This window comes from Thalassospira sp. (assembly GCF_030690045.1).
In the GTDB taxonomy this organism is placed as follows: domain Bacteria; phylum Pseudomonadota; class Alphaproteobacteria; order Rhodospirillales; family Thalassospiraceae; genus Thalassospira.
On the sequence record NZ_JAUYHK010000020.1, the window covers coordinates 76,828 to 93,351 of the forward strand.

The window sequence follows — 16,524 nt, forward strand, 5'->3', positions numbered from 1 at the left end:
GTGGTGGCCGTTGTTATTTTTTGACCATCTGTATGGGGAGGAAGGTGGACGTTTATTCCGCTGTAATGAAATGTCCGGGCGAGATTTCGCGCAGGTCGAGCCGGACAGGGGGATTGTTGATCGCCCGAACGGGGCTTGGGACTTCGCCGGTAATCAGGGGACGATGTTCTATGCGTAAGGATGGGTCGGGAATGGGGGCCGCATCCATCAGGCGTTGGGTGTAGGGATGGCCGGGCTTTTCAAACACATTGCGGCGTGTTCCCGTTTCAACGATCTGACCCAGATACATCACGGCAATGCGATGACTGACCCGTTCGACAACGGCCATGTCGTGCGAGATGAACAACCAGGCCAGACCGAATTTTTCCTGCAAGTCCATCATCAGATTGATGACCTGTGCCTGTACCGATACATCCAGTGCCGATACGGCTTCGTCTGCGATGATCAGTTTTGGGTCTGTGCCCAGCGCACGCGCAATCGCAATGCGTTGACGTTGCCCGCCCGAAAAGGCATGCGGATAGCGTTTGGCGTGTTCGGCTGAGAGGCCGACCTGTTCAAGCAGCCAGACGGCCTTTTCCATGGCATTTTTCGGTGTTTCAAGACGATGGATCAACATCGGTTCGCAGATGGAATAGCCAACGGTCAGACGCGGATTTAGCGATGAGTAGGGGTCCTGAAAGACAAACTGGATCTGACGACGCAGTTTTTGCAGATCGGTGTTGGACATGGACGACATGTCCTGACCGTCAAACAGCAACCGGGAAGATTGCGATTGCACGAGTTTGAGGATGGAGCGCCCGGTTGTTGATTTTCCACAGCCTGATTCCCCGACCAGCCCCAGTGTTTCGCCCGGCCAGATGTCGATATCGATGCCTTCGACAGCATGGACACGTTTGGTCGTCTTGCCCAGCAGGCCTTCCTTGATATCGAAATGTGTTGTCAGGCCACGTACCGACAGAAGCGGGGGTTTGGTGTAATCGATACTTGCGGCGGGTGCTGCGTCGGTTTTTGGGTGTTCGCCGGGAATGGCAAAGCGCTTTGGAAGGTCGGTTCCCTCCATCGAACCCAGTCGCGGGACGGCCTGCAAAAGGGCCCTGGTATAGGGATGCTGCGGGTTGGCGAAGATGTCCTTTACGGGGCCTTCTTCGACCTTTTCACCGCGATACATGACGATCACGCGATCCGCAATTTCCGAGACAACGCCCATATCGTGGGTGATGAACAGGACCGACATGCCATTTTCGACCTGAAGATCATGGATCAGACGCAGGATTTGGGCCTGAATGGTGACATCAAGTGCGGTTGTTGGTTCATCTGCGATCAATAATTGCGGGCGGCACGACAAGGCCATGGCAATCATCACACGTTGGCGCATGCCACCAGACAGATGATGGGGATAACGCTTCATCAGATTGCGTGCATCGGGAATGCGGACTTTTTCCAGCATTTCGATTGCGATGGCGGCGGCATCCTTGCGTCGTTTTTTCTGATGGGTTGCGACGGCTTCGATCAATTGTTCGCCGATTGTGAAAACCGGGTTGAGCGAGGTCATCGGTTCCTGAAAAATCATCGAGATTTCGTCGCCGCGCAGGGTGCGGGCATTTTCGTCGTCCAGCTTGCAGATGTCGGACGTTTTGCCGTCGCGCCGCACAAGATTGATTGTGCCATCAACAATGGTGCCGTTGCCAAATTCAACCAGACGCATCAGGGACAGGGCGGTAACAGATTTGCCCGATCCCGATTCCCCGACAATGGCAACGGTTTCGCCTTTGTGCACATCAAGGTCGAGGCTTTTGACCACGGTTGTCGGCGCAGTATCATTACCAAAGGCGACAGTCAGGTTACGGACGGATAAAAGTGGCTGGCGCGTTTGTTCTGGCATTCAAAATTCCCTGAATCTGTCACGGCCCGGTTCGGCACCGGGGGTCTCTTTTTGCTGGTTGGTGCGACGTTAACGATCAGGGGGAAGTTCGGCCAAAGCTGATTTGGCAACATCTATGCCGATTTTGCATAGTTTTGATCGGGGTTTGATCCGGTGTCCCCCCTGCCTGATCTGTGCGCGTATCCCGGAAGGCATTTGTTTCTGTAGCCCGGACATTTTGCGCATCTTTTCGGACTATGCGCAGGGCGTATGAGAGGTCTGGCGGGGAAAAATCAGTGATTTGCCGTTGCACCCGGTGGCGATAATAGTTTCGCAACGGATTATTCAGATCCCCCGATTTTGTTTCCAGGAGCATTCAGATGACAAATCGTTTCTCGCTGGCTGTGCATGGTGGTGCCGGTACTATTTTGCGCAGTCAAATGACGGCCGAGAAAGAAGCAGCCTATCATGCGGGCATTCAGGCGGCGCTTCGGGCCGGTTATGCCGTGCTGGAAAAAGGCGGAGATGCGGTTGATGCGGTCGTGGAGGCGGTCTGTGCGCTGGAAGATGATCCGTTGTTTAATGCCGGGCGTGGTGCGGTTTTTACCGCGGATGGCAAACATGAAATGGATGCGGCCGTGATGGAGGGAACGCACCGGAATGTCGGGGCCGTGGCCGGAATACAGGGTCCGCGCAATCCCATAAAAGTTTCCCGATTGATTATGGATCGTTCCGAACATGTTTTCTTTAGCGCCGAAGCGGCGATGAAAATGGTCCTGGATGCCGGTTTACCTTTTGAAGATGCCGATTATTTTTATACAGAAGCCCGATGGAATGCCTTGCAGGAAACATTGAAGATGCGGGCCGAAGGCAAGGAAAGCCGTGATCCCGCCCGGCGTCATGGCACGGTTGGCGCGGTTGCCCGCGATATGCGGGGGCGGCTTGCGGCGGCGACCTCGACAGGGGGGATGACAGCCAAGGCCCCCGGACGGATTGGCGATTCACCGGTCATTGGTGCCGGGACCTTTGCGGACGACCAGACCTGTGCGGTATCGGCGACCGGGCATGGCGAAGTTTTTATCCGATACTGTGCGGCGCATGAGATTGCATCGCGGATGCGCCATGCGGGCGAAACCCTTGCCAAGGCGGCACATCACGTGGTGATGGAGGACCTTGCCAGGAATAATGGGTCGGGCGGCCTTGTTGCGGTGGACGGCGAAGGCAACATTGTCATGCCGATGAATAGCGAAGGCATGTATCGCGGCTTTGTTACCCAGACAGGCCGGTTTGAAACCTTTATTTATCGGGATGAAGAACCAGCATAGTGGTGCATTGCGCCGGTTACGTCACGCTATCGGTCAGCGCATCCCAAAGTTTGCGGGTCACCATGCGTTTGGTGTCGGCCTTGCGGTAAATCTGGATATCGAGTTCGTGGCTCCAGTTCGGGGCGTCGATCAGGACCAGTTCATTGCGGGCCAGTTCGGGTTTTGCACAGCTTTCAGGCACCAGTGTCATGGCGCCGAATTCAATGGCCATGCGTTTTACAAATTCGGATGTCGGGCTTTCGCTGATGCGTTTGAGCCTTTTTCCGGTGCCGGGATTTTCGCCGAAAATCAGTGATTCTATTTCGGCGAAATAGCCGTTCTTGGAATAGCCGACATATGGAATTTCGCCGTCCTGATCCGGATGGACTACCGGATTGCCCTTGTTGTCGGGCGGGGCAACCATGATCATTTTTTCGCGTGCCAGTGTCAGGGCGCGAAATTGTGCCGTGTCGAACAGGACCGGGACTTTCGGGCTGCAATATTGCAGGACGAAATCAATGTCGCCATCGGCCAGATGCCGGACCATATCATGAAAATTCTCGGTCATGATATGGCTTGTGAACGGGCCGATGGTTTGTTGCACCCCTTTGAGCCAGTTGGGAATAAAACTGATACTCAGTGTGCTGGCGGCGGCAATGCGGATATCGGGACGGCGGGTATGTTGTATCTGATGAAATTGCGCACGGTCGCGATAGATGTCGTGCAAAACCGTTTCGGCCGTATCGCGAAACAACCTTCCTTCTTCGGTCAGTTTGATGGGATAGCTTCGCCGGTCAATCAGGTCGGTCCCGATCCAGTTTTCAAGGGCGCGGATGCGGCGACTGAAAGCCGGTTGTGTCACATTGCGTTCTTCGGAAGAACGCGAAAAATTGTGAGTTCTGGCGAGAGAAACAAAATCTTCAAGCCATTTTATTTCCATTTAAAAATCCCCGCCAAACGATCAACACGCCGTTTGTAACATTTTAATGTCAGAAAAGGCGACCCCCTTCCATACGGTGTCTGGTCTGGGGTTGCACGGTGGAAGGTGCATTTCATTTCGGTCCGGGCGCATGTCAGAACGCCTGTTCTGCACCTTGATGCTGTACCGATACTTGCTAAATTTTACAAATAATATACAAATTTACATATCGGAGTTTTTTGGTAAAAAAACAAGGTTTGCAGATGGTTTCCGTTGTGATTCTGGCAGATGATCTGACAGGGGCGCTTGATAGCGCGGTTTGTTTTGCCAATCGTGGAATGAGCACCGTTGTCGCGGGAACTGTTGACGCCTTTGCCGAAGCACTGCAAAGCGGGTGCGATGTGGTTGCGGTCAGCACATCTTCACGCGAGATTTCAGCAGAACTTGCGAGACAGAAGATCACGGAAGCATTGGGCTGTATGTGCTTTGATCCGCCGGTCCTGATGAAGAAAGTGGATTCCCGTTTAAAGGGCAACATCAAGGCCGAGCTTGACGTGTTTTGGGAAAAGAAGCTGAAGCGGAACATGTTTGTCTGCCCTGCGGTTCCATCACAGGGCCGGTTGGTCGAAGGGGGGCGGATTGTCGGCAATGGTGTAACCGAACCGATTGATATTTCCGAAATTCTGCCGGGGGACTTTCCGTCTGACAGTATTGCAAATGCCCAAAACCTTTCTGATATTGTTGTGGCATTGCCATTGAAACTGGAAGATTGTCTTTTCGTCGGTGCCGCAGGGCTGGCAGAAGCATTGGCGATCCGGCTGAGACCCGAAATGTCACCGAGGCAGCCAATTGCGTTACCTGCGCCTGCGTTGTTTGCAATCGGTTCAAGAGATCCGATCACCAAGGCGCAGATTGATAAAATCCGGTCGGTTTGTGACATTGTCGAAGCACCCAACGGGCAAAATTTACATGGCCCCGGCACGGATCGGCAGCACGACGGAAAAGTGACGATTGTCGAGATGGTGGCTGGCAATGAAACAGTTTCGGGCACTGAGGCCGGCAGGGCATTCTCGTCGGGAATTGTCCGGGAAATCCGGAGAAATGTGCCGGCAACCTTGCTGGCCTGTGGCGGAGAAACTGCTGCGGCAATTCTGAATGAAGCCGGTATGAAATTTCTGACGGTAAAAGGAGAGGTTCTGCCGGGTATGCCGTTTGCGGAAACGGTCCTGAACAATCAAAAAATTACTGTCGTGACAAAATCCGGTGGATTTGGGACTGAAGATACATTTCAAAATGTACTATCATTAATTGCATAAACAGATTTTCTTAAGGTTTTTATGACACAGGACAAACCAGAAAGTTCCCCGGTGAAAGAGCAGGTCAGAAAACCCCGCGTAGCTCTTGCTGATCGGGTTTATCATTCACTTTTCAGCCGGATCACAAATGGCGAGTACGCGCCGAACAGCAAGTTGCCCCCGGAAAATGTTTTGGCAACCGATCTTGAGGTTTCGCGCCCTGTTTTGCGCACGGCCCTTGAGAGGTTGCGCGAGGAGGGGCTGGTCTATTCCCGTCAGGGGGCGGGAAGTTATGTGCGGCCTGCCAAACACGCGCCGCTTGGCTTTGCCAAGGTCGAAACTTTGGCCGATATTCAGCGCTGTTACGAATTTCGCCTGACGATCGAGCCGGAGGCCGCGGCCCTTGCGGCGACGCGGCATAATGAAACGATCCTTAAGGAAATCGAACATGCGCTGGATCTGCTCAAGGCTGCGACAGGATCGCACCAGCACCGCGAAGATGCCGATTTTGCCTTTCATCTGGCGATTACCCGGGCGGCGAACAACCATTATTTCGAGGCATCGATGCGGGCCTTGCGCGAGCATATCAATATCGGGATGAAGCTGCATGGGCAGTCGTTGATGTCGGATGGCCTGAAACGTTTGCAAGAAGTTCTGGAGGAACATTCCGCAATCTACAAGGCAATCCGCGATGGCAAGTCAGAAGAGGCCAGAACCCTGATGCACCGACATATCGAGCATTCCAGGGATCGGCTTTTTGGGGGCAGTTTACTCAGTTTGAAAATGTGACTTTTCGACAATAACAAGGCCCGGACCAGTTCAGTCCGGGCCTTGTTGGTTTTACAAGGTTTCGACGCCGTTACGATGGGCGTCTGGCATTTGCCAGTTTGTCCGCATAGCTGAGTGCCGAGAGCATGTTTTCATGATTGGCGCGGCCGGTGCCTGCAATGTCGAATGCCGTGCCGTGATCGACCGATGTACGGTCAATCGGCAGGCCAAGCGACACATTCACGGCGGTATCAAATGCCACGAGTTTGACCGGGATATGCCCCTGATCGTGATACTGGGCGATGACAAGGTCAAAATCCCCGCGATAGGCACGGTGATAGACGGAATCTGCGGAAATCGGCCCGTGAACATTGATGCCTTCCTGCTGTGCCTTTTTCACAGCCGGTTCAATCCGTTCCGGGTCGTCATTGCCAAACAGGCCGTTTTCACCGCAATGCGGATTGATGCCCGCAACCGCGATTTTCGGGTTTTCGTATCCCATTCGTTTGAAATGACGATATCCGGTGCGGATGGTTTCAAGAACGCGGTCCGTCGTTGCGCGGTCAATCGCATCCCTGAGGGATACGTGCGTTGAAACGTGAATGACATTCAGGCGTTCGGATGCCAGCAACATCCACGAGGATTTGCATCCTGTCAGATGTGCCAGCATGCCGGTGTGACCGTCATAGTGATGCCCGGCGGCATTCAGGGCTTCCTTGTTGATCGGCGCGGTTACAATGCCGGTTGCTTCACCCGATTGCGCCATTTTCACCGCAGCTTCGATGTAACGGAAACTGGCTTCACCGCAACGATCCGAAAGGATGCCGAATTTGTCGGGCAAACTGTCAATGGCGATATGATTCACCACGATAGAGGGCCCGGACGGGGTGTCGCCAGCCTGATGGGTGCCGATATCAAGCCCGCAGGCCCGAATGGCGCGATTCAGGACGTCGATATCACCGATTACGGTATAGTTCTGTCTTTTTTCCGGTGTCAGGGTTGTCAGGGCCCGAACGGTGACTTCGGCACCCACCCCGGACGGATCGCCCATGGTAATGGCAACTGGTGTGCTGGCGATTGTCATCTGTGTCTCCTGTCTCGGGTTTTTTGACCCGGTTTTCCAAGGTTATGCTTGTGCGGAAATCGTGGCGATGCCATAGCGCTGTGCTTCGGCATTCAGGCTGTCGGCGATGCCGGGATAGAGGCGAACCCCGTCACGGATGGATGCGGCCTTGCGTAGCAATGCGGCCTGTCCGGGCAGGCGCACCGGATGCGATGGATCTTTGGGGCGGCTGGCAAGGCAGGCATCGCGCAGCCAGCCGGTCTGGGTGACAAAGTTTTCAACCCCGCCAAAGGCCGCCGGGTCATATACACTGACAGTGACGGCGGCATTGGTTCCCTTGGGGGCGTTTGCGCGGCCATACCCGGCAAGACCCTGCGTCAGGGCTTCGACGGACAGGGCCATGCCATAGCCTTTCTGCCCATGATCAACGCCGCCAGTGGGTAGAAGGGTTGCGCCATCATCCAGAATTTCGGGATCGTTGCCGATGCGACCATCGCGATCCATCAGCCAGTCATGATCATATACCCGCCCTTCGCGTTTCAGACGGGTGGCCATATTGACTGTCGTGATGGATGCTGAGATGTCGATCAGAAGAGGTTGGGCATTGGTTGGAATGCCCCATGCCACCGGGTTCGGTGTGAAAACGCCATCCAGTCCGCCAAACGGGGCCACCTGTGCCCCGGAGGGAGAGGAGGACGCAACCGATGCCAGCATCGACTGGTCGGTTGCAATCGAAAGATAGGCCGAAAGTGCGCCAATGTGGTGGCTGTTACCAATCGCAATGGTCGCCGAGCCAAACGTGCGGGCACGGTTGACCGCGATTTTCATGGCCTCGCTTGTCAGCCATGCACCGGGCAATCTTTTTCCGTCCCAGCATTGTGCCGCCCCGCGATCAGACAGAATTTCATAAGTTCCGCCTGTCTTCATGACGCCGTCACGCACACTTTGCAGATACCACGGGGCCAGCGCCAGCCCGTGGGTCGTATGCCCCATCAGGTCGGCCTCGATCAGATAACAGGCAACCGCAGCGGATTTGTCGGTCTCAAGACCCGCCCTGACAAACAGGGTTGATACGAAATCCGTCAGTTCTGCCAGATCAAAGGTTTCGCTCATATCAGCCCCCGAAAACTTCGGGGTTGAGGACGCGCCGGGGATGCTCGCCGCGCATCAGGGATTCAATATCGCTGATATTCATCAGGCCGACATTTGCCAAGGCCTCTTGAGTATCGGCCCCGGTGTGCGGTGTGAAAACAACGCGCGGATGAGAAAAAACCGGGTGGCCGGTTTGCGGGGGTTCGACAATATAGGCGTCGATACCGGCACCGCCCAGTTTTTTGTCATACAGGGCATCAGACAGGGCATCAAGGTCCACCACTTCGCCGCGTGCGAGGTTTAGAAGACAGGCATCCGGTTTCATCCGTGCGAGCTTTTCCGCATTGATGAAGGCCGTGTTTTCTGTGCCACCAAAAATATGCAACGAAACATAGTCCGATTTTGCAAGAAGTGTATTCACATCGACGAAGTCAATGCCGTTTGCTTTTGCAAAGGAAATATCCGGGTAGGCATCCTGTGCGATAACCGTCATGCCCAGCGCACGCGCCTTGAGCGCAAGCGACTTGCCGATATTGCCAAGGCCAATAATACCCAGTGTCTTGCCGCCGATCTGGGTGCCGATTGTGCGGTTCCATCCGCCCGAAACGACCGAATTGTGACCGGCGACAATATTGCGTGCCAGCGCAAACATCATGCCGATGGCAAGTTCCGCCACGGCATCGGCATTGGCGCCGGGGGTATTGAGGACCGGCAGGCCCGATCCGGTGCAGGCAGGGATATCGATATTGTCAACGCCGACACCGTGTTTGAGGACGGCCTTGAGGTTCTTGCCCTGCGCAATGGTTTCAGGTGTTACCGGCACCAGACCGACCACCAGATAATCCGCGCGTGCGATATGTTGGCTGACACCGCCATCCGGTTTTGTCATGTCCACACAGCGGATCAGTTCCCAGCCGAGTTCGTCAAGACGGGCCGAAACCGCCCCATATTTGCCAAATCCCGGCGATGTTGTCAGAAGGACTGTCATGGCTGGATGCGTCCGTATTTTTTAAGGATTTCGACGATTTTTCGATCCTGTTCCGGATCAGGCAGCAGGGCGGGCTGACGCGATGCACCGACAGTTTCATCCATCAGGTAAAGCGCACGTTTGACCAAGGCCGGGGGATATCCAAGGCCGTAAAGGTCCTTGCGGAAATTGCCAAAGATTTCCTGATTGACTTCGGCCTTGGCTATATCGCCGGAATTAAAGCCGTCTATAATACCGGCCAGAATGTCGGGCAAGACATTGCCCAGCCCCGAAATTGCGCCAGCAGCCCCATTTTGCAGCGACCACAGCACAAGATGATCCGGCCCGGAATAGACATCAAAACCATCCATTTCCCGACTGATGCCAAGATAGGCATTCAGGCTTTCATTGGTGCCGCCGGAATCCTTGATCCCGGCGATATTGCCGTGACGGGCAAGGGTTTTGGCGGTTTCCGGTTCGATATGGTTCTGGGTGCGCGGCGGAATGTCATAAAGATATACGGGGACCGAAACAGTATCGGCGACTGCGGTGAAATGGCGGATCAGACCGTCTTGCGTACAGGCAATGAAAAACGGGGTGATGACCGCAATACCATCAACCCCGATACGGTCAAATTCACGGGCAAGTTTGATGGTTTCAAAGGTTGCGGGCATGCCCGCATTGACAATGACCTTTGCCTTGCCGCCCGCTTCATCAACGACTTCCTCGGTCAGGCGGACCTTTTCATCAAAGGTCAGGGCGGTAAAATCGCCGTTAGTGCCTGCGCACATGATGTTGTTACCCGCTGCGATCTGGCGTTTTACCTGATTGCGGGTCGCCTGATAATTGATTGTTTCATCGTCATTAAAGCAGGTGACGAGGGCGACATATGCCGATTTGGTCATGATGTTTCCTGTTATTCCGGGGATTTGATGTGGTTGCGGCGGCGCTGTTTCAGGCGTGAAACCATCGGCCAGCCAAGGGAAAGGACCGTAAGAGACAAAAACAGAAGGGTGATCGGGCCGGATGCAAATGTGACAAGATTGTCACCGGATTGCAGCAATCCGCGACGCAGATTGGCCTCCATCATCGGGCCGAGAATCAGGGCAATGCACAGGGCCGCCTGACTGAACCCGAATTTGTGCATGCCCCAGCCAAGCACACCGAAACCGACCATCGTGTATAGGTCCACAGGGTTCAGGTTGATGGCAAAGGACCCGATAAAGCAGAAAATGACAATGGTCATTGTCAGCATCTGACGCGGGATCAGCAATATTCGGGAAAAAACCGGAATGAGTGCCATGCCGAAAATGAACATGAAAATGGTGGCAATAAAGGTGCCGCCGAAAATGCCGATGATGACATCGGGGTTGGTCTGAAACAGCATCGGTCCCGGTGCCAGCCCCTGAATCATCAACCCGCCCATCAGAACCGCAGTGACCACGTCACCGGGAATGCCCAGTGCCAGAAGCGGAATGAGGGCGGCGGCGCAAACGGCGTTATTGGCACTTTCCGTTGCCGCAATGCCGGGGGCATAGCCAGTGCCGAATTTTTCGGGATGGCGCGAGGATCGCCGGGCTTCGTTATAGGCAATCCAGGATGCTGTTCCTGAACCAGTGCCGGGAATAATGCCGATGATGGTACCGATGATCGATCCGCGGACCAGCGCCCCCCTGCTTTCACGCATGTCCGATCTTGATGGCCAGCGACCGGAAACGTTGCGAATAGGGATTTCGGATTTGCCAAGGCGTTCCATCTGGGTGAAAACCTCGGACAATGCAAAAAGCCCGATAAGCGCGGGGGTGAAGGCAAAACCGGATGCAAATCCCGAAAAGCCGAATGTGTATCGAAGCACACCGGTAATCGGGTCCGCGCCAACGCAGGAAACAAGGATGCCGAGCAGGCCGGAAATCGCACCCTTCAGAAGATCACCGGACAGCGATGCGATGATCGTCAGGCCAAACAGGGCCAGAGCAAAATATTCGGGTGCCCCGAATTCAAGCGCAATGGATGCCAGTTGCGGTGCCAGTGTTGCCAATATGATGGCAGCGAAAAGCCCCCCGATCATCGAGGCAATTGTCGCCATGCCCAAGGCTTTTCCGGCTTCGCCTCTTTGGGCCATTGGGTAGCCGTCAAGAACGGTGGCTGCGGACGCCGGCGTTCCGGGAGTGCGCAGCAGAATGGACGAGACACAGCCGCCGTAAATTCCGCCGATATAGATCCCGATCAGCATGTTCAGCCCGACAACCGGGGCCATGCCGAATGTCATCGGGATCAGCAGCGCAACCCCCATGGTCGCGGTCAGGCCGGGCAGGGCACCGATGATCAGCCCGCCAAGGGTGCCAAGGGCAATGGTCCACAGGGTGTTGAACTCAAACAACTGTGAAAGTGATGAAAGAACATCCATAAAAAGCTACTCGCTCAAACCGACAAAAGAAGGGGGCTTCAGGTGACCTGAAGCCCTGAGTTTGTCCGGTTTAGTTATTCATTCCATACATGCCGAGATCCCGAATGACAGCCTCTGCTGTTTCGCTGTCTGCGCGGGCGCGTGCTTCGTATTGTTCGGGGCCTTCGTAGATCACGAACTCGCCCATTTCTTCCATTTTTTTCTGGAATTCGTCGTCGGCAACAGTGGTTTTGACGGCATCACGCAGGAAAGCAAGTTCTTCTGCGGGGATGCCTTTGGGTGCAATGACACCCTTCCATGACGACCAGGTGAAATCGATGCCCTTTTCAACGGCGGTTGGCGCATCCGGGAACAGGTCGATCCGTTCGGGTTCCATTACAAACAGCACCGAAACATTGCCAGCTTCAACCTGACCAAGGGCTTCGGCCGGGGATGCAACCATTGCATCAATATGTCCGCCGACGCATGCGGTGCGTGCTTCGGACGATCCGCCGAACGGAACGGATTCAATTTTGATCTTGGCCGCCTTGGCAAAGGCTTCGGCCGAAATGTGATTGGCCCCGCCTGCGCCCGAGTTGCCGATTTGGGCAGCTTTGGTTTTCGAATATTCAAGGAATTCGTCGAAATTGCTGAAAGGTGCATCCTTGCAGGAAACCAGGACTTGCAGGTTGCGACCAAAAAGCCCGATGAATTCAACATCGTCAATCGTATAGGGCGTGCCACCCAGATGCGGCAGGAGGGCCAGGGGCCCCTGTGCGCCGGTGCCCAGCGTGTATCCATCGGGTCGGGGAAACAATGCACCCGATGTACCGATCGAACCACCCCCACCGGGCTGGTTGCGTACGACCATCGTGCTGCCTTCGATGTTGCGTTCGAAACTTTCGGCAAAAAGGCGTATTGAAAGATCGGTTCCGCCGCCTGCGGCATAAGGAACAATGATCTGAATCGGCCGGTCGGGGAAAGCGAGGGCTTCGGTCGAAAGGGTGGCTGACAGCAGGGCCGCTGCCATGATGAGTTTCTTGTTCATGGGTTCCTCCTTGATAGAATTTTGATTTTGATCAGGGCAGCCACACTTGCAGGAATTTTGTGAAGCCGAGATAGATGATGCCGGTTGTCAGTAATGGAAACGCAATCAGGACAGTCAGACGCCGTTCGCCGATCAGATACAGCCCGGCGCAAAAGGTGATCAGTGTCGAAGGCAGATAGCCCAGCGGCATAAACGCGGCGGCATAGGCGACAAGCAAGAGGATAAATATTCCCATCCGTGCCAGGATTTTTTTGTCGGGCATCGGGATGGTTGTGGTGCCCGTTCTATTTTTCAGGGCACGGACAATCAGGGCTGCTGACAGAATTGCGAGCAACCCGATCATGATCCACGGAAGAAAAGTTGGCCCGGCCACGGTATTGGCAGCCTGCACCTTTACAAGCGACGTGCGCCATGCGGCAAAGCCGCAGAAGACAAGAAGTCCGCTGCCGATACAGATGCTGCTGCGTGATTCGCTGATTGCACTCACGCGTTCCTCCCTTGTGGGCGTGTGATGGGTTTGCGTGGCATTTTCTGCTTCTTGTTACCGGGCAGGTTAAGTTCGCTTGAAAATATGTCAACTTATTTTATTTTTTGGGCATCTTTCTTTTTGATCCTTAAATCAGAAAGCCCTGCTTTTGCAGTTCGCAAACTGGGAAAAATTTTAATTATATCAATATATTGTGTGTATTTTTGTATTTTGTTTGCGTTCTGGAATATGATTGAAAGGTTGCATGATGTTGTTCAATATGATGATTATTACAAATTGACAAATTAACAAACCGGCCTCTATGGTGGGCATCTTCCTGCGGCGATTCTCTCTAAATATTGAGGGGTTTTGCGGCCCTAGTCGCAAAACGGCATGCCGGTAAATTACTGAATTTAACAAGTCGTCACCAACCCAGAGGTCCGAAGATGCTTAACCTTTCTCGCCAGATCGAGATTCAACGCCCGTCCATTCTGCGTTTTGGCGAGGGGGCGGTGTCCACGCTGGCGGAATGGGTTCGCGGGCATGGTTTCAGGAAACCCTTTGTTGTTTCGGACAGTGTCAATGTTGTGAGGCTTGATGTTCTCGGGCTTTTGGATGTTGCTGTTTTTGGCGATGTGATACCCGAGCCGGACGCGCATAATCTCAATGCGGCGGTCAAGGCGGCCGCCGGATGCGATCTGGTCATCGGATTTGGCGGGGGGTCTGCGATGGACCTTGCCAAGCTTGTTTCTGTGATGGTTGATCGGGATGTGCTGCTTTCGAACATTTCGGGCCCCGGTCGTGCGCCCAAACGGCGTGTCGGGCTGGTTCAGATACCGACGACAGCGGGAACCGGATCGGAAGTTGGAACGCGGGCGCTTGTCACGGATCCGGCGAGCTTGAACAAGGTTGCCACCGAGAGCATCGAGATGCTGGCGGATATTGCAATCATCGACCCGGCCCTGACGGTTTCTGTGCCCCCCCACGTTACGGCCGCAACCGGTGTGGATGCTCTGGCGCATTGCGTCGAGGCATTTACCTCCAAACGTGCGCATCCGCTGATTGATGGTTATGCCTTGCAGGGTATCGAACTGGTGGGGAAATATCTTGCGCGGGCGGTAAGGGATGGAGCCGACATCGAGGCCAGATCAGGCATGGCATTGGCGGCATTTTACGGGGGTATCTGCCTTGGTCCGGTAAATACAACTGCGGGTCATGCCGTTTCCTATCCGCTTGGAACGCGACACAAGCTTCCGCATGGATTGGCCAATGCGTTGATGTTTCCGCATGTTCTTGCGATCAACGAGCCTGCCGTTCCTGAGAAAACCCGCCAGATCGCCCGCGCACTGGGGCTGGCAGATTATAATGGCACCGAAGACCTGCGGGAAGCGTCCGTGGCATTTTGCGCATCGCTGGGCATGCGTATGGATATTGGCAGTTACGGTGTTCCTGAAAGCGATTTCGAAAACATGGCGGCCGAGGCCCATGCCATTCGCCGCCTTCTCGATTGGAACCCGGTTGATCTGTCAAAACAGGATATCCTGGAGCTATACAAGGCAGCATCGTGAACTTGCATTGCCGGAATAATTTTCGGGTTCGGAATTGAGGTGTTCAGGTTCAATTTGTTTGTTCGCACGGTGATGATTTGTCTTGTGAGGCCAGCTTAAGGGATTTGTGCGCAATACGATGAGGGTTCATTGCTGATCTCCTGAACTCTGCATCAGTGTTGATGCATCAATGATTCTCAGCGTCTACAGCTATCTGCGCACAGGTCTTTTAATGGCTGGTGCCTTCGGAATAGGTGATCTTGTTAAAGACATTGTACTTGCCGACCGGCTTTTTCATCGGGATGCGCCGGATTTCCTCAAGGTTTGCGGCGTCATAGATGACCAGCGCCCCATCGTCATCCCAGATTGAGACCAGGGCATGTTTGCCGTTGCGGTCAAATTCGACATGGGCGGCGACCTTGCCCGGTTCGGGGCGCAGGGTTTTGACGATTTCAAGGGTGCGTTTGTCAATCACATGCACCGCATCCTTGTCCGGCCCGAAAAAGACATCGACCCAGGCATAGGGGGTGTTTTTATGGCTGCGCATGAAAAAGCCGGGGCCAAGTGTTTCGATGGTGCGGATGGTTTGCCAGTTTTGCATGTCGATGATGCTGATTTTGGCATCTTTCAGATGCGGTGTCGCCAGTACCGACCGTCCCTGATAGTCAAATGTAATGCCCGATCCCAGATGCGGCATGCCATCCAGGGCGATATCGGCGATCTTGCGACCAACCGTCAGATTGACGACCTGACCATCGCGGCCATTGCGTGCCGCGCCGATCAGATGACGGTAATCCTGGTCAAAAAAGAAATCGTCCAGATTGTCTTCAAGACGGATGCGCCGGACGGGAAAGGGGCCGTCCTGAACATTGAGGGCCTCGATCATGCCCGGTTCGTAATTATGGACAAATCCGGGGTAAACCGGCCTTGGATTGTCGGCATATGAAATTTCCCAGACTTCGGGCAAATCCTTTAGTGCGATGATAAAACTTTGGCGTGGCGGAGCGGTATAAACGGCAGACACCCTTGATGATGTGCCATGATCGCCGACCACCGGAATTTCCCGGATCGGGGTAAGGTCGCGGGCATCCAGCAATACCAGATTATGGGGCAACATATTGCCCGCCATCACATAACGGCCATCGCCCGATACCGCGACATTGCGGGTGTTGAGGCCGACCCGGATTTCGGCAATCAGTTGCAGGGAATAAAGATCATACATCGCGACCCAGCCGTCACGTGAAGCCAGATAGACAAACCGCCCGTCCGGTGAATATTTGGCGCCGCCATGCAGGGCAAAGCGGGTGGGAAAACGGGCAAGGGGCCGGAAACTGTCGCCATCCAGAATGGTGATGTGATGATCCCCGGCCTCGACCACGGTAAAGATGTTCAGGGGATCGGCATCATATTGTGGCCGGTCAGGCAGGCTTGCCGGATCGACCAGAATGTCATGGCTGTCAAGAATTTGCGCCATCGGCCATTGCGGGATTTCGGGCAGGGGCGCACGCAGCCATGCCTCAATCCCGGCGATATCCTGCGCCGTTATTTCATCGGCAAAGGCAGGCATCTGGGTGGCGGCGCGGCCATGGGTGATGACATCATTCAGGGCATGGCCCCGCAATTTTTCAAGGCTTTCGGGCAGCAATGCCGGACCCATGCCGCCCAGACGATCGCCACCATGACAGGCCGCGCAATGGGTGGCATAAAGGGCCGTGGCCGGACCATGTTCGGAGGCGAATGTGGAAAAACCCAGCGGGGCCAATATCATCCAGGCAAGGGCTGTGGCGGTGGCAAAACGCCGAAACATC

14 protein-coding genes are annotated in these 16,524 nt (G+C 54.7%); 4 read left to right on the plus strand and 10 right to left on the minus strand.

The genetic code is table 11. The features are described 5' to 3' along the window. Positions 1-52: 52 nt before the first annotated feature. Positions 53-1,882, minus strand: coding sequence for an ABC transporter ATP-binding protein (locus Q8O73_RS16905; protein WP_305559372.1), 1,830 nt, complete (start codon positions 1,880-1,882; stop codon positions 53-55). A 359-nt stretch (positions 1,883-2,241) separates the two neighbouring features. Here Q8O73_RS16905 and Q8O73_RS16910 point away from each other — a divergent pair, with 359 nt between their 5' ends. Further along, positions 2,242-3,186 carry an isoaspartyl peptidase/L-asparaginase family protein gene (locus tag Q8O73_RS16910; RefSeq protein WP_305559373.1) on the plus strand — a complete coding sequence of 315 codons (945 nt, stop codon included), beginning with the start codon at positions 2,242-2,244 and terminating at the stop codon, positions 3,184-3,186. A 16-nt stretch (positions 3,187-3,202) separates the two neighbouring features. On the opposite strand, the gene Q8O73_RS16915 is transcribed toward Q8O73_RS16910, so the two are convergent. After that, complete coding sequence (locus Q8O73_RS16915; protein WP_305559374.1) at positions 3,203-4,105, minus strand: LysR family transcriptional regulator; 903 nt, start codon at positions 4,103-4,105, stop codon at positions 3,203-3,205. A 218-nt stretch (positions 4,106-4,323) separates the two neighbouring features. Between Q8O73_RS16915 and Q8O73_RS16920 the strand changes: the two genes are divergently transcribed. Both Q8O73_RS16920 and Q8O73_RS16925 read left to right on the plus strand, forming a co-directional pair. Next, positions 4,324-5,400 (plus strand): four-carbon acid sugar kinase family protein, encoded by a 1,077-nt coding sequence (locus Q8O73_RS16920; protein ID WP_305559375.1) that lies wholly within the window; start codon positions 4,324-4,326, stop codon positions 5,398-5,400. A gap of 21 nt (positions 5,401-5,421) precedes the next feature. Further along, complete coding sequence (locus Q8O73_RS16925; RefSeq protein WP_305559376.1) at positions 5,422-6,168, plus strand: FadR/GntR family transcriptional regulator; 747 nt, start codon at positions 5,422-5,424, stop codon at positions 6,166-6,168. 70 nt (positions 6,169-6,238) lie between these two features. On the opposite strand, the gene pdxA is transcribed toward Q8O73_RS16925, so the two are convergent. From pdxA to Q8O73_RS16960, 7 genes are all read right to left on the minus strand, one after another. Next, positions 6,239-7,231: a 4-hydroxythreonine-4-phosphate dehydrogenase PdxA gene (gene pdxA, locus Q8O73_RS16930; RefSeq protein WP_305559377.1), complete on the minus strand. Its 993-nt coding sequence runs from the start codon at positions 7,229-7,231 to the stop codon at positions 6,239-6,241. Positions 7,232-7,273: 42 nt separating this feature from the next. Continuing rightward, a complete protein-coding gene (locus Q8O73_RS16935; RefSeq protein WP_305559378.1) occupies positions 7,274-8,323 on the minus strand; it encodes an Ldh family oxidoreductase in 1,050 nt (349 codons plus the stop codon). A 1-nt stretch (position 8,324) separates the two neighbouring features. Further along, positions 8,325-9,290, minus strand: a complete 966-nt coding sequence (locus Q8O73_RS16940) for a phosphoglycerate dehydrogenase (RefSeq protein ID WP_305559379.1) — start codon at positions 9,288-9,290, stop codon at positions 8,325-8,327. Beyond that, on the minus strand, positions 9,287-10,174 hold the full coding sequence (locus Q8O73_RS16945) for a dihydrodipicolinate synthase family protein (protein ID WP_305559380.1): 888 nt from the start codon (positions 10,172-10,174) through the stop codon (positions 9,287-9,289). Before Q8O73_RS16945 ends, Q8O73_RS16940 begins: the two co-directional genes overlap by 4 nt. A gap of 11 nt (positions 10,175-10,185) precedes the next feature. Next, entirely contained in the window at positions 10,186-11,676 is a 1,491-nt protein-coding gene (locus tag Q8O73_RS16950) for a tripartite tricarboxylate transporter permease (protein WP_305559381.1), read from the minus strand. A 70-nt stretch (positions 11,677-11,746) separates the two neighbouring features. Next, positions 11,747-12,703: a tripartite tricarboxylate transporter substrate binding protein gene (locus Q8O73_RS16955; protein WP_305559382.1), complete on the minus strand. Its 957-nt coding sequence runs from the start codon at positions 12,701-12,703 to the stop codon at positions 11,747-11,749. Between the two features lie 31 nt (positions 12,704-12,734). After that, positions 12,735-13,190 carry a tripartite tricarboxylate transporter TctB family protein gene (locus Q8O73_RS16960; RefSeq protein WP_305559383.1) on the minus strand — a complete coding sequence of 152 codons (456 nt, stop codon included), beginning with the start codon at positions 13,188-13,190 and terminating at the stop codon, positions 12,735-12,737. Positions 13,191-13,615: 425 nt separating this feature from the next. Between Q8O73_RS16960 and Q8O73_RS16965 the strand changes: the two genes are divergently transcribed. Next, positions 13,616-14,737 (plus strand): iron-containing alcohol dehydrogenase, encoded by a 1,122-nt coding sequence (locus Q8O73_RS16965; protein WP_305559384.1) that lies wholly within the window; start codon positions 13,616-13,618, stop codon positions 14,735-14,737. Positions 14,738-14,945: 208 nt separating this feature from the next. On the opposite strand, the gene Q8O73_RS16970 is transcribed toward Q8O73_RS16965, so the two are convergent. Then, the gene (locus Q8O73_RS16970; RefSeq protein ID WP_371135101.1) at positions 14,946-16,523 is read right to left on the minus strand and encodes a cytochrome D1 domain-containing protein; all 1,578 of its coding nucleotides are present in this window, start codon (positions 16,521-16,523) and stop codon (positions 14,946-14,948) included. Between the last annotated feature and the right edge of the window lies 1 nt (position 16,524).